Annotated in this window: 14 protein-coding genes; 11 read left to right on the top strand and 3 right to left on the bottom strand. The window is 58.6% G+C overall.

The window, feature by feature from the left end:
* The first annotated feature begins 9 nt into the window (after positions 1-9).
* From ACZ5FP_RS02155 to lpdA, 8 genes are all read left to right on the top strand, one after another.
* Positions 10-495: a DUF1579 family protein gene (locus tag ACZ5FP_RS02155; RefSeq protein WP_464661869.1), complete on the top strand. Its 486-nt coding sequence runs from the start codon at positions 10-12 to the stop codon at positions 493-495.
* Positions 496-507: 12 nt separating this feature from the next.
* Positions 508-1,422 (top strand): succinate--CoA ligase subunit alpha, encoded by a 915-nt coding sequence (gene sucD / locus ACZ5FP_RS02150; RefSeq protein WP_105734202.1) that lies wholly within the window; start codon positions 508-510, stop codon positions 1,420-1,422.
* Positions 1,423-1,604: 182 nt separating this feature from the next.
* Positions 1,605-4,607 (top strand): 2-oxoglutarate dehydrogenase E1 component, encoded by a 3,003-nt coding sequence (locus tag ACZ5FP_RS02145; RefSeq protein ID WP_464661867.1) that lies wholly within the window; start codon positions 1,605-1,607, stop codon positions 4,605-4,607.
* A 47-nt stretch (positions 4,608-4,654) separates the two neighbouring features.
* Entirely contained in the window at positions 4,655-5,935 is a 1,281-nt protein-coding gene (odhB, locus tag ACZ5FP_RS02140) for a 2-oxoglutarate dehydrogenase complex dihydrolipoyllysine-residue succinyltransferase (protein ID WP_346306098.1), read from the top strand.
* A gap of 119 nt (positions 5,936-6,054) precedes the next feature.
* Positions 6,055-6,504 (top strand): VOC family protein, encoded by a 450-nt coding sequence (locus tag ACZ5FP_RS02135; protein ID WP_464661865.1) that lies wholly within the window; start codon positions 6,055-6,057, stop codon positions 6,502-6,504.
* A 2-nt stretch (positions 6,505-6,506) separates the two neighbouring features.
* Positions 6,507-7,157, top strand: a complete 651-nt coding sequence (locus ACZ5FP_RS02130) for a LysE family translocator (RefSeq protein WP_464661863.1) — start codon at positions 6,507-6,509, stop codon at positions 7,155-7,157.
* A gap of 8 nt (positions 7,158-7,165) precedes the next feature.
* Positions 7,166-7,696, top strand: a complete 531-nt coding sequence (locus tag ACZ5FP_RS02125; protein WP_464661862.1) for a hypothetical protein — start codon at positions 7,166-7,168, stop codon at positions 7,694-7,696.
* Between the two features lie 33 nt (positions 7,697-7,729).
* Positions 7,730-9,136, top strand: coding sequence for a dihydrolipoyl dehydrogenase (lpdA, locus tag ACZ5FP_RS02120; protein ID WP_464661861.1), 1,407 nt, complete (start codon positions 7,730-7,732; stop codon positions 9,134-9,136).
* 68 nt (positions 9,137-9,204) lie between these two features.
* On the opposite strand, the gene ACZ5FP_RS02115 is transcribed toward lpdA, so the two are convergent.
* From ACZ5FP_RS02115 to ACZ5FP_RS02105, 3 genes are all read right to left on the bottom strand, one after another.
* Positions 9,205-9,453 (bottom strand): hypothetical protein, encoded by a 249-nt coding sequence (locus ACZ5FP_RS02115; RefSeq protein ID WP_464661859.1) that lies wholly within the window; start codon positions 9,451-9,453, stop codon positions 9,205-9,207.
* A 136-nt stretch (positions 9,454-9,589) separates the two neighbouring features.
* Positions 9,590-10,660 (bottom strand): TraB/GumN family protein, encoded by a 1,071-nt coding sequence (locus tag ACZ5FP_RS02110; protein WP_464661858.1) that lies wholly within the window; start codon positions 10,658-10,660, stop codon positions 9,590-9,592.
* A 149-nt stretch (positions 10,661-10,809) separates the two neighbouring features.
* Positions 10,810-11,766, bottom strand: a complete 957-nt coding sequence (locus ACZ5FP_RS02105) for a tyrosine recombinase XerC (RefSeq protein WP_463013362.1) — start codon at positions 11,764-11,766, stop codon at positions 10,810-10,812.
* A 154-nt stretch (positions 11,767-11,920) separates the two neighbouring features.
* Here ACZ5FP_RS02105 and rimM point away from each other — a divergent pair, with 154 nt between their 5' ends.
* The 3 genes from rimM to ACZ5FP_RS02090 are packed head-to-tail and all read left to right on the top strand — an operon-like array spanning position 11,921 to position 13,753.
* On the top strand, positions 11,921-12,499 hold the full coding sequence (rimM, locus tag ACZ5FP_RS02100; RefSeq protein ID WP_464661857.1) for a ribosome maturation factor RimM: 579 nt from the start codon (positions 11,921-11,923) through the stop codon (positions 12,497-12,499).
* On the top strand, positions 12,496-13,212 hold the full coding sequence (gene trmD / locus ACZ5FP_RS02095) for a tRNA (guanosine(37)-N1)-methyltransferase TrmD (protein ID WP_464661856.1): 717 nt from the start codon (positions 12,496-12,498) through the stop codon (positions 13,210-13,212). Before rimM ends, trmD begins: the two co-directional genes overlap by 4 nt.
* A gap of 13 nt (positions 13,213-13,225) precedes the next feature.
* Entirely contained in the window at positions 13,226-13,753 is a 528-nt protein-coding gene (locus tag ACZ5FP_RS02090; RefSeq protein ID WP_464661855.1) for a GNAT family N-acetyltransferase, read from the top strand.
* Positions 13,754-13,835: the final 82 nt, after the last annotated feature.

Raw genomic sequence — 13,835 nt, 5'->3', positions numbered from 1 at the left:
AGCGCGCCGATGACCACCCCATCGCCCCTTCGACCGGAGCATCAGCGCCTTCAGGCCCTTCTGGGTTCGTTTGAAGGCGAAGAGCAGGTTTCGGCGACGCCCTGGACACGTGCCGGGGCGGCCAAGGGATATCTTTCCGCTGAGACCGATCTCGGCGGATTGTTTCTGAACCAGACCTATCGTCAGGTTCGCGATGGCCAGACGACGTTCGAGGCCCGGAACATTTTCGGCTTCAATGTCAATGACGGCACCTACAAGCTGTATCAGTTCGATACCGTCGGCTTTGTCCCGCCCGCTCCGGCGACAGGGACGTGGTCCGGCGACGAACTGGTTCTGGAAAAGTCGTCACCGCGCGGCAAGGCCCGCAGCCGCTATCAATTCGAAGATCAAGACCGGTTCCGGTTGCGTGTGGAATTTGCACAGGCCGGAAGCGACATCTGGCAGGACGTTGTCAGCGGTATTTACCGCCGCACCGTGCCTGTCGATCACCAATAGAAAAGGTCTCGTATGTCCATTCTCGTCAACAAAGACACCAAGGTTCTCGTGCAGGGCCTGACCGGCAAGACCGGAACATTCCACACCGAACAGGCTCTGGCCTATTACGGTACCCAGATGGTTGGTGGTATCCACCCGAAAAAGGGCGGCGAGACCTGGGAAGGCAAGTTGCCGACCGGTGCCGGTGCCCAGCTGCCGATCTTTGCGTCGGTTGCCGAAGGCAAGGATCGCACCGGTGCCAACGCCTCGGTCATCTATGTCCCGCCGGCAGGTGCTGCCGAAGCCATCATCGAAGCGATCGATGCGGAAATCCCGCTGATCATCTGCATCACCGAAGGCATTCCGGTCATCGACATGGTTCGCGTCAAGGCCCGCCTCGAGCGTTCCGCCTCACGCCTGATCGGCCCGAACTGCCCTGGTGTCCTTACCCCGGAAGAATGCAAGATCGGCATCATGCCGGGCAATATCTTCCAGAAGGGTTCGGTGGGTGTTGTATCCCGCTCCGGCACACTTACCTATGAGGCAGTGTTTCAGACAACGAATGAAGGCCTTGGCCAGACAACCGCAGTCGGTATCGGCGGCGATCCGGTAAAGGGCACCGAGTTCATCGACATCCTGGAAATGTTCCTGGCTGACGAAGCCACCAAGTCGATCATCATGATCGGCGAAATCGGCGGCTCGGCCGAGGAAGATGCAGCCCAGTTCATCGCGGATGAAGCCAAGCGCGGCCGCAAGAAGCCGATGGCCGGTTTCATTGCCGGGCGTACGGCTCCTCCCGGACGCACAATGGGTCATGCCGGCGCGGTTATCTCCGGCGGCAAGGGCGGTGCGGAAGACAAGATCGCTGCCATGGAAGCAGCTGGCATCCGTGTGTCGCCATCACCGGCGCAGCTCGGCAAGACATTGGTTGAAGTCCTCAAGGGTTAAAACTCAAGCAGGCGGAAATCCGCCTGCAGCAAAGACCAAGACAGATCGGGGCGGCTGTTCGCCCTGATCAATTCAGGGGGATTTCCCGGCAAGGGCCGGAAACCTCAACCCAGAGTGTTCCGGGGCACGATGTCCTGGACGCTCTCATCAAGGGAGACGGAGCGGGTGCTCCGGTCACACACATGGCACGTCAAGAACAGGCCAACGACATTTTCGCGCTCACGTCATTTCTCTATGGTGGCAATGCTCACTATATCGAGGAGCTGCATGCGCAGTATGAGCAGGATCCGAATTCGGTCGGTCCCGAATGGCAGGAATTTTTCGCCAATCTCAACGACAGCAAGGCCGATGTCATCAAGAATGCGCAGGGCGCGTCCTGGGAGAAGCCGAACTGGCCGATTGCCGGTAACGGCGAACTGGTTTCGGCGCTTGACGGCAACTGGGGTGAGGTCGAAAAGCACATCACCGACAAGCTGAAGGCAAAGCCGGCCAACGGTGCGGCTGCACCTGTTGCCAAGACTGCTTCCGATGCGGACATCATTCACGCCGCCCGCGACTCGGTGCGCGCCATCATGATGATCCGCGCCTACCGTATGCGCGGCCACCTGCATGCCAAGCTTGATCCGCTGGGCCTGGCCGAGGTCAAGGAAGATTACAACGAGCTGTCGCCCGAGAGCTACGGTTTCTCGCCGGCCGACTATGACCGCAAGATCTTCATCGACAATGTGCTGGGGCTCGAATATGCGACGATCCCGCAGATGCTCGACATCCTGCAGCGCACCTATTGCTCGACCATCGGCGTCGAGTTCATGCACATTTCCGATCCCGTGGAAAAGTCATGGATCCAGGAACGCATCGAAGGCCCGGACAAGGGCGTCGCATTCACGCCCGAAGGCAAGAAGGCCATCCTTTCCAAGCTGGTCGAGGCCGAAGGTTTCGAACAGTTCATCGACGTCAAGTACAAGGGCACGAAGCGTTTCGGCCTTGATGGCGGCGAATCGCTGATTCCGGCCCTCGAACAGATCGTCAAGCGTGGCGGATCGATGGGCCTCAAGGAAATCGTTCTCGGCATGGCGCATCGTGGCCGCCTGAATGTGCTCAGCCAGTTCATGGCCAAGCCGCACCGCGCCATTTTCCATGAATTCAAGGGCGGCTCCTATACGCCTGACGATGTCGAAGGTTCGGGCGACGTGAAGTACCATCTGGGTGCGTCATCGGACCGCGAATTCGATGGCAACAAGGTGCATTTGTCGCTGACCGCAAATCCCTCGCACCTCGAAATCGTCAATCCGGTTGTCATGGGCAAGGCGCGTGCCAAGCAGGATCTCCTTGCCGGTCGCGAACGTGATGATATGGTGCCGTTGTCCGAACGCGCCAAGATCATGCCGCTGCTGCTGCATGGTGATGCTGCCTTTGCCGGCCAGGGTGTGGTTGCGGAATGTCTTGGCCTTTCCGGCCTGCGCGGACACCGCGTTGCCGGCACGGTGCATTTCATCATCAACAACCAGATCGGCTTTACCACCAATCCGCGCCTGTCGCGTTCCTCGCCCTATCCGTCCGATGTGGCGAAGATGATCGAGGCGCCGATTTTCCACGTGAATGGCGACGATCCGGAAGCGGTGGTCTACGTGGCAAAGATTGCCACGGAGTATCGCATGACGTTCCACAAGCCCGTGGTCATCGACATGTTCTGCTACCGCCGCTTCGGCCACAATGAGGGCGACGAGCCTGCGTTCACGCAGCCGCTGATGTACAAGACGATCCGCGGTCAGAAGACCACCGTACAGCTCTATTCGCAGAAGCTGATCGATGAAGGTCTGGTCAATCCGGCGGAAGTCGATGCCATGCGTTCCGCCTGGCGCGAAAAACTCGAACAGGAATTCGAAGCCGGACAACACTACAAGCCCAACAAGGCCGACTGGCTGGATGGCGCCTGGAGCGGTTTGCGTACGGCCGACAATGCCGACGAGCAGCGCCGCGGCAAGACCGGGCTCCCGTTGAAGACAGTCAAGGAAATCGGCAAGAAATTGTCCGAGGTTCCCGGCGGTTTCAATGTGCACCGGACGATCCAGCGTTTCCAGGACAACCGCGCCAAGATGATAGAGTCGGGCGAAGGGTTCGACTGGGCAATGGCCGAGGCTCTTGCCTTTGGTTCGCTGGTCATCGAAGGCCACCCGATCCGTCTTTCCGGCCAGGATGTGGAACGCGGTACGTTCAGCCAGCGTCATTCGGTTCTCTATGATCAGGAAACCGAGCAGCGCTACATCCCGCTCAACAACCTGCAGAAGGGTCAGGCCATCTACGAAGTCATCAACTCGATGCTTTCGGAAGAAGCCGTGCTTGGTTTCGAATACGGCTATTCGCTGTCCGATCCGCGCGCGCTGACGCTGTGGGAAGCCCAGTTCGGTGATTTCGCCAACGGCGCCCAGGTGGTGTTCGATCAGTTCATCTCCTCGGGTGAGCGCAAGTGGCTGCGCATGTCCGGTCTCGTCTGCCTGCTGCCGCATGGCTATGAAGGCCAGGGTCCGGAACATTCGTCGGCCCGCCTCGAGCGTTATCTGCAGCTCTGTGCGGAAGACAATATGCAGGTGGCGAACTGCACCACGCCTGCCAATTACTTCCACATCCTGCGCCGCCAGATGAAGCGTGACTTCCGCAAGCCCCTGATCCTGATGACGCCGAAGTCGCTGTTGCGTCACAAGCGTGCCGTGTCTTCCATCAGCGATTTCACCGGCGATTCTTCGTTCCACCGTCTGCTGTGGGACGATGCGCAGCTGCTGAAAGATCAGCCGATCAAGCTGCAGAAGGACTCCAAGATCCGCCGTGTCGTGCTCTGCTCGGGCAAGGTCTACTACGACCTCTACGAAGAGCGCGAAAAGCGCGGCATCGATGATGTCTATCTGCTGCGCGTGGAACAGCTGTATCCGTTCCCGGCCAAGGCGCTGATCACGGAACTGTCGCGTTTCCGCAATGCGGAGATGGTCTGGTGTCAGGAAGAACCCAAGAACATGGGTGCCTGGGCCTTCATCGACCCCTATCTGGAATGGGTTCTGGCGCATATCGATGCCAAGCATCAGCGTGTCCGCTATACCGGACGTCCTGCCGCTGCATCGCCTGCAACGGGCCTCATGTCCAAACACCTTGCACAGCTCGAAGCATTCCTTGAAGATGCCCTCGGCGCCTAAACCACAACAAACAGAAGTCATCTGAAGATCAACGGAAGAGCAAGATCATGGCAACCGAAATCCGCGTCCCAACGCTGGGCGAATCCGTTTCCGAAGCAACCATTGGCAAATGGTTCAAGAAAGTCGGCGATGCGATTGCCGTCGACGAGCCTTTGGTGGAACTCGAGACCGATAAGGTAACAATCGAAGTTCCGGCCTCCGCTGCCGGTTCCCTTGAGGAAATCACCGCAAAGGAAGGCGATACGGTCGAGGTTGGTGCCTTGCTCGGCATGATTGGCGGCGCCGGTGCCGCTTCTGCGAAAAAGGAAGAGGCCAAGCCCGAAGCCATTGCCCAGGCATCGGGTGCCGCAGGTGCGTCGTCAACGGCAGAAGCCGAGGACAAGGCTGCTCAGGTTGCCGGCAACACGCCGATCACAGAACGCAAGGAGAGCGAGATGCCCGCGTCCCCCGCAGCATCAAAGCTGCTGGCGGAAAAGGGCGTTTCGGTCTCGCAGGTCGAGGGTTCGGGCAAGCGTGGCCAGGTTCTCAAGGGCGATGTCCTTGATGCTGTCGCCAAGGGCATTGCCGCACAGCCTGCCGCTGCTCCTGCCCCGCAGGCAGCGCGTCCCGCCTCTTCGGCTGATGATGCATCGCGCGAAGAACGCGTGAAAATGACCCGCCTGCGCCAGACCATTGCGCGCCGCCTCAAGGATGCCCAGAGCACGGCTGCAATGCTGACCACTTACAATGAAGTGGACATGTCGGCGGTGATGGACCTGCGCAACCGCTACAAGGAAATCTTCGAGAAGAAGCACGGCGTCAAGCTCGGCTTCATGGGTTTCTTCACCAAGGCGGTCACCCACGCACTGAAGGAAATCCCGGCGGTCAATGCCGAGATCGATGGCACTGACATCATCTACAAGAACTTTGCCCATGTCGGCGTTGCCGTCGGTACGGACAAGGGCCTCGTCGTGCCGGTCGTGCGCAATGCCGACCAGATGTCGATTGCGGAAATCGAGAAGGACATCGGCCGCCTCGGCAGAGCTGCCCGCGATGGCGCGCTGTCCATGGCCGATATGCAGGGCGGTACGTTCACCATTTCCAATGGCGGCGTCTACGGTTCGCTGATGTCTTCGCCGATCCTCAATGCGCCGCAGTCCGGTATTCTCGGCATGCACAAGATCCAGGATCGTCCGGTTGTCGTTGGCGGCCAGATCGTCATCCGTCCGATGATGTATCTTGCCCTCAGCTATGATCATCGCATCGTTGACGGCAAGGAAGCCGTGACCTTCCTCGTGCGGGTCAAGGAAAGCCTGGAAGATCCGGAACGTCTGGTTCTCGACCTGTAAGATTGCGAAGAACGGCCTTGCCGGCAAGGCGGGGCCGTTTTTGCAGTGTGGTGAATTGCACCGGATTGACTTAGTCTTGCGGCCCAATCACAAAATGACGTGATGAAAGGCGATTCAAAATGGCTTTTGCACCGAATTTCCCACCTGTCGAACCCCATATCTGCGTGAAAGGCGGCCTCGAGGCGATCGCCTTCTACGAAAAGGCCTTTGGTGCCGAAAATACCTTCAAGCAGCTGACCGAGGATGGCAAACGCGTGCTGCATGCCAATCTGTCGCTGTTTGGCGGCTCGATCATGCTGCACGACGAATTCCCCGAGTACAAAAACCCGGACGGTGAGAACGATGTCATGTCGCCGGTCACCCGCGGCGGGGCGAGCATTGCGCTGAACATCAATCTCGCCAGGCCTGCCGATGTCGATGCGGCGGTGAACCGTGCGGTGGCGGCCGGTGCGGCACTGATCATGCCCGTCGAGGATACGTTCTGGAATGCCCGCTATGGCCGTATTCGTGATCCCTTCGGTCATGTCTGGGCCTTCAACGCCGCGCTTGAAGCGCCTGCCGGAGAATAAGCATGTCGCACTACATGTATGAGTTCCTCGGCCTGATGGCCGTCTTCTCGATCATGATCGTCTCGCCGGGCGCTGACTTTGCCATCGTTGTACGGCAGAGCATCGTGCATGGCCGCCGCAGTGCCATCATGACCAGCTTCGGCATTGGTGCCTCTTTGCTCTTCCATATCAGCTATACCATTCTTGGCCTTGGCCTCCTGGTATCCAAATCGCTGTTTCTCTTCGGCATGCTGAAATGGGCCGGCGCTGCCTATCTCTTCTATCTGGGCATCAAGGCCCTGCGTGCTCCCGGCATGGAAGCATCTGGGGAAGCACCTGGAGATATCGTCGATGACGCCGTGGAAAAGAACATTTCCGACTGGCGTTGCTTTCTCATGGGATTTGTCACCAATGCGCTCAACCCCAAGCCGGTCCTTTTCTTCCTGTCGCTGTTCTCAGCGCTGGTTAGCCATGAAACCCCGGCGCTGGTGCAGGCAACCTATGGCCTGTTCATGGCAACCGCGCTGATTGCCTGGTTTGTTGCCGTATCGACGTTCTTCACCATGCAATCCGTACGGGATCGCTTTGTTGCGTGGGGACGCTGGTTCAACCGCGTGACCGGTCTGGTTTTCATCGGCCTTGGTATCAAGCTTGCTACCCAGCAGGCGAGCTAGGAATACCGATGACCGCGTTGCTTCGCCTCCGTCCCGCAAAAAGTGTCACCCTGCTTGCAGCACTCGGCATCATCCTGTCGTCGCCAGCTTTCGCGGCGTGTTTGCAGGACCACGCGGTCTATACGGATCGGGACGATGATTACACGCTGACCTTCAAAAGCGTTCCCGACGATGGCGCAGCGGTCACCTCCGATGAATTCACGATCAAGATGAATGACAGCGATCTGAAGATGGATGGTGTTGTCATGTGGGACAAGGATGGCGGCAGGCCCAATGCCACCATCAGATACAAATGCCCGGCGGGCGATGCGACAGGTGCAGAGCTGCAACAATGCACGGTCTGGAAAGGCGTGGTTTATGCCTTGAAGGAAGGCGCCGATGCCGAGCTCCTGCCAAAGGCCAAGGAGCCTTCAGCCCAGGCATTGCTCTTGCCGGATTTTTCCGGCGCCATGAGCAGCTTCAATTTCAAACTTGAAAAACCCTTGGAGGCTTTCCCGTGGGAAGTCTTCCGTTTCAAAGAATGCGTGCCCGAACAATAGTTTCGCGTTGCGTCAGAACAGAAGGATTGAATCATGTCATATGACGTCGTCATCATCGGAACAGGCCCTGGCGGCTATGTCTGTGCGATCAAGGCTGCACAGCTCGGCCTGAAGACTGCGGTGATCGAAAAGCGCGATACATTTGGCGGCACCTGCCTCAATATCGGTTGTATCCCCTCCAAGGCACTGTTGCATGCTTCGGAAGTCTTTCACGAGGCTGGCCACACCCATGCAAAACTGGGCGTCGAGGTTGGCACGCCAAAGCTCAACCTGAAGGCGATGCTTGCCCATAAGGACGCAACGGTTGAGTCCAATGTCAGCGGCGTGGCCTTCCTGTTCAAGAAGAACAAGATCGACACCTTCAAGGGGACCGGCAAGGTTGTGGCAGCCGGTAAGGTGTCCGTCACTGGCGACGATGGCAAGGTGCAGGAAATCGAGGCGAAGAACATTGTCATTGCCACCGGTTCCGATGTCGCCGGCATTCCGGGTGTCGATGTCAAGTTCGATGAAAAGGTCATCGTATCTTCGACCGGCGCATTGGATTTCGACAAGGTTCCGGAAAATCTGGTTGTCGTTGGCGGCGGCGTCATCGGGCTTGAGCTGGGCTCGGTCTGGGCACGTCTCGGCGCCAAGGTTACCGTTGTCGAATATCTCGACAAGATTCTGGGACCGATGGATGGTGAAGTATCGCGTCAGTTCCAGCGCATGCTGGAGAAGCAGGGAATCGCATTCAAGCTTGGTGCCAAGGTGACGGGCGTCGAAAAGTCCGGCAAGGGAGCCAAGGTAACGTTCGAGCCGGTCAAGGGCGGTGAAGCCCAGACCATTGCGGCCGATGCCGTTCTCGTATCCACCGGTCGCCGCCCCTACACGGACGGTCTCGGGCTCAAGGAAGCCGGTGTTGCCGTTGATGATCGCGGACGGGTGGCAATCAATGACCATTGGCAGACCAACGTCGCGGGTATCTACGCCATCGGCGACGTCGTCCAGGGCCCGATGCTGGCGCATAAGGCCGAAGACGAAGGCATCGCCGTTGCCGAGATTCTGGCCGGACAGGCGGGACATGTGAATTTCGATGCCATTCCGAGTGTCGTCTATACGCAACCGGAAGTGGCTTCGGTCGGAAAAACTGAAGAAGAGTTGAAGGCAGCCGGCATCGAGTACAAGGCCGGAAAGTTTCCGTTCACAGCCAATGGCCGTGCCCGCGCCATGCTGCAGACGGATGGCTTTGTCAAAATCCTCGCTGATAAGGCGAGCGATCGTGTGCTTGGCGTTCACATTGTCGGCTTTGGCGCCGGCGAGATGATCCACGAAGCAACGGTCCTGATGGAATTTGGCGGTTCGTCAGAGGATCTGGCACGGACAACCCATGCGCATCCGACAATGTCAGAAGCCGTCCGCGAAGCTGCCCTGGCAACATTCGCCAAGCCAATTCATATGTAATCTCCAAGCACGAAAATGAGAAAAGGCCCGAAATTTCGGGCCTTTTTGGTTTCCAAAGCACTTTGGAACTAGTTGTTGCTTGGGGCCGAATTGGTGGGAGCGGGCGTTGCCGGCGCAGGCGCCTGCGTTGTTGGTGCTGCCGGTTCCGGGCCATCCATGGTCGAACTGTTGTTCAGATAATAATAACCGCCGATAATCAACGCTGCGATCAGAATACCTGCAATCAGAAAGCCGCTGCCGCCCGATGGAGTTGCGTTGGGCTCACGATCGGACTGCGTATCCACCGGACGCTGCAAATTGGGATCATAGGTCATCATGTCCTCCGTCACACTCTTTGCATTCAGAATAATAAACGGCTCAGAACAGCCTAGGTTCCGAAATCGCCCATCATCTGGCTGACCAGCCTTATATAAGGGCTTGGAATCACTCTGCCAGATGTGACAAAATTTAAGGTTATTGCGCCTCGACCGTAAAGCCCTTGCTGCGCAGCAGAGACACCAGCCCCTTTTCTCCGGGAAGATGCAAGGCTCCCACCGCTATGAAGGCATTGCCCTTGTCGATAATTGGAACCGCGTGCTCCGCCATGACGCGGTTGCGAGCATTGACCATCTTTTCCTCGAACGCGGCATAGTTCTCGCCGCTCGCCGTGCCATCGGGAGAGATGGACCGTATCACCGGGAAAATCATGGCTATGTCGCCCCTGGTGTAAAGCAGGGTCATGGTTTCAAACATGTCGGGTAGTTTCGGCGCAAGTGTCAGTGTCTCGACAAGTCCCTCGACATGGAATTTCAGCGGCAGGGATGCCATGGCGCTGAGCTGATCCTTGATGGTTTCAAGCCCCGTGACCGCCTTGCCCTGTGCCTTGGCGTCCTGGGCGAGCTTGACGTCGAGGAAGGCTGTGCCGCTTTTGCTGCGCGTCAGCTCGCAGGGAGGCATGGCCAGCATGCTCGTCACGATCCATGGCTGCATCTTGTTGAGCGCCGTCAACGACAGGCCGCGTGCAGCGAGGCCCGCTTTTACACCCTCGAGCTTGTCAGCTGGAATGAGCTTCTCCAGCGTGTTCTCGTCGGTGAACATCATCAATCCCGGATCCTGCGCCATGACTTTCAAGGGCGCTTTCGGATCAAGCACCTCGTCGGTTTCAATGACGACCGTTGCCGCCCCCTGATAGGCTGTTTGAGCCGCGTCTGAAAGCTTGAGCACGCGCGGATCCGTCAAATGCATGGTGCCAAAGAGCCAGGAAGGCTTGGTTCCCGGCTTTCCGATCTTCCAAAGGATGCCTTTGCCGTTCACCGTTGCCGCTGCTTCCTTGCGCAAGGCGGCCAGCTTTGCAGGGTCCGACTTGGCCATTTCAGCGACGAGATCGCGTCCGCCACAGGAGGCATCCTCCGCACGGGCGCGGGTTGCGCCAAACGCCACGACAAGAAATGAGGCGAGCAGAATCCAGCTCAGAAAAGCCAGGAGCCTCAGTGCGCTCTCAGCAATGCGATCAAGAGAAGTGGTGGGGCCAGAATGGGTCATCATCAATGCATATATGGGGTTTGACAAAAAGGCGTTAAAGCTAGTGGAACGAATTTGACATTCGCATCTCATTTGACATCACGCGCACCAAGCGAATGTCAGAATCGGACCACTAGTCTGCAGATTATTTGTAACAATCAATATGGGGCCGTTCAGGCGCGGGGATGTGCCTTGTCGTAGATTTCCATCAGTCTGTCGGTATCAACGCCGGTATAGACCTGCGTCGTTGACAGGCTTGCATGGCCGAGCAGTTCCTGGATCGTGCGCAAATCGCCGCCGCGACCGAGCAAATGGGTCGCGAAGGAATGGCGCAGGGCATGCGGCGTCGCGGTCTCCGGCAGGCCGAGCGCGCCGCGCATTTTCTGCATGTCGCGCTGGATGATGGCCGGATGCAGTTCCCCGCCCCGCGCCCCGCGAAACAGCGGCTTGCCCGCTTCCAGTTCGTAGGGGCAAAGCGTGCGGTATTCCTCCACCGCCCTGTGGACTATGGGCAGGAGCGGCACCATGCGCGTCTTGCCGCCCTTGCCGGTGATGGGGATGGAACGCGCCGAGGCATCACGCAAGGCGGCGCCGTCCAGGTTGAGTGCTTCGGAAATGCGCAGGCCGCAACCGTAGAGCAGGGTCAGCACCGCCGCATTGCGCGCGGCAATCCAGGGTTCCTCATTGAGCTGTTCGCCTTTTTCCACCACGCGGCGCGCATCGATGGCCGTCAGTGGCTTGGGCAGGGATTTCGGCTGCTTCGGCGCGCGCATGGCAATGGAAGCTGCTGCATTGGCCATGCCCTGTTTTTCCAGATGGCGCAGAAACGAACGAATGCCCGCAAGACCGCGCCCGAGCGTGCGCGCACCGGCACCGTCATTCCGCCGCCGCGCCAGATAGGATCGCAGATCGGCAATCCGCAGGGTTGCCACGTCCGTCAGGGATGGCGGTTCAGCGAGATGGCCGGTGAGAAACTGGAAGAACTGGCGGGTGTCGCGCTCATAGGCTTCCAGCGTATTGGCCGCCAGACGCCGGGTGTTTTTCAGTGATCTGAGCCATTCTTCCCGCGCCGCGATGAGGTCTGGCCGGGCCGAAACAAGAAACTCGGCATTCTGGGGCTGTGCCACCATTGCCATACTCCTTACCGTGTATCGGGGTAGACCATGCCACGACAGTCCTTACGGAGTCGTTTCGCTTTCCCTTGGGGGCTGATCCTTCGCACTTGGCGTTTGGCCAAAGACAGAGTAATTCGTCGGGAAGAGAAGATAGGAATGGAACAGCCCGATGGCAAAATTGAATGATCCAGTGCAACTCGCCGTTATCGGTGCAGCACACGGAACGCGCGGCGAAGTGCGGGTCAAGACGTTTACCGGTGATCCGCTGGCGCTTGCCGATTATGGCCTGCTTTACGATGTGACCGGCAGAAGCTTCGAGATTCTGGCTATCCGCCCGGCCAATACGGTTGTCGTTGTGCGGTTCCGCGGGGTCAATGACCGTAACATGGCCGAAGCGCTGAACGGTACGACGCTGTTTATCGACCGCTCGCAACTGCCGGAAGAGCTTGAGGAAGATGAGTTCTATCATGCGGACCTGATCGGGCTCGATGCCGTCGACGGCGCAGGCAATCCCTATGGCAAGGTTTCGGCCATGTTCAATTTCGGTGGCGGTGATCTCATCGAGCTGACAATACCGGGGCGCCGGCCGATGCTGATTCCGTTCACCCAGGCCGCCGTGCCGCATATCGACATCAAGGCTGGACAGGTCGTTATCGATCCCGCGGCCGCCGGGCTTATTCCTGATGAGAACGAAGAAGAGGACCGGCGCAGGCAGATGGGTGGTGATGGCGGGAAAGAGCGGCCATGAGCGGCAAGGCTGCCGGTTTCCGGGCGACGGTGCTGACGCTCTATCCGGAAATGTTCCCCGGGCCGCTCGGCGTCTCTCTTGCCGGAAAGGCATTGGCCGATACGGCATGGTCGCTTGAAACCGTACAGATTCGCGATTTCGCCACGGATCGGCACCGCATGGTGGACGACACGCCAGCCGGCGGCGGGGCTGGCATGGTGATGAAGGCAGATGTCCTTGCGCGTGCCGTCGATGCGGTGGCAGATGAGCGGCCGCGGCTCTTTATGAGCCCCCGCGGTAAACCGCTGAGTCAGGATCGCGTGCGCGAACTTGCTGCGGGCCCCGGTGCAATCATTCTGTGCGGCCGGTTCGAAGGCGTCGATGAACGGTTGATCGAAGCGCGCGGCTTTGAAGAAGTTTCAATCGGCGATTACATCCTTTCCGGCGGCGAGACGGCAGCTATCGTTGTTCTCGATGCGATCGTTCGCCTTTTGCCCGGTGTGATGGGCAATGCCCAGTCGGGTGAAACGGAGAGTTTTGAGACCGGGTTGCTGGAGCATCCGCAATACACCAAGCCGCAGGAGTGGGAAGGGCGCCGCATTCCCGACGTGCTTCTCTCCGGCAACCACGGGGCCATTGAGAAATGGCGCAGGGCCGAAGCGGAAAAACTGACGCAGGAACGGCGTCCGGACCTGTGGGATCGTCATCCGCAGACCAGGAAGCCGCGTAAGTAACAGGATCAGGACAATGCAGTTTCGCAGCGGTGATGCAGGGGATGTGCCTGCTGTCCAGGCCATTGAACGGGCCTCCGCGGTGCGATTCCGTACGGTCGGCATGGAAGACATCGCCAGTGACGATCCTACATCCGCGTCCCTTCTGCTTGAACGGATAAGTCAGAATCGCCTTCTTGTTGCGGTTGACAAACGGCCGGTCGCCTTCGTGATTTTTGATGTGGTTGATGATCATCTCTATATCGAACAGATCGATGTGGATCCGGCCCATGCCGGCAAACGCATCGGATCGGCGCTGATCGGGCTGGTGGAGGATCGCGCCCGGAACGAGGCCAGGATGGGGCTGCTGTTGTCCACGTTCCGGGATGTTCCGTGGAATGCGCCCTATTACCGGCGGCTTGGATTTACCGATATTCCCGACGATGCTCTCAGTGCCGCGCTGGTGCATATCCGGCAGGATCACATTGAAAGGGGCCTTGACGAGACACAACGGGTTTTCATGCGGAAACCGCTTCGTCTCGACTCGGGTGGCAATCGGCGTTAAAAAGAATCGCTGCCAGAGGTGACAAACGGACTTTTATGGTGTATCTGGCCGCGAACTCGGGAAAATCCCAAGTCCGATAATC

The organism is Phyllobacterium sp. T2-21 (assembly GCF_055378485.1).
The sequence above is the reverse complement of the archived record's forward strand: the minus strand, read 5'-3'. Positions and strand labels throughout refer to the sequence as shown.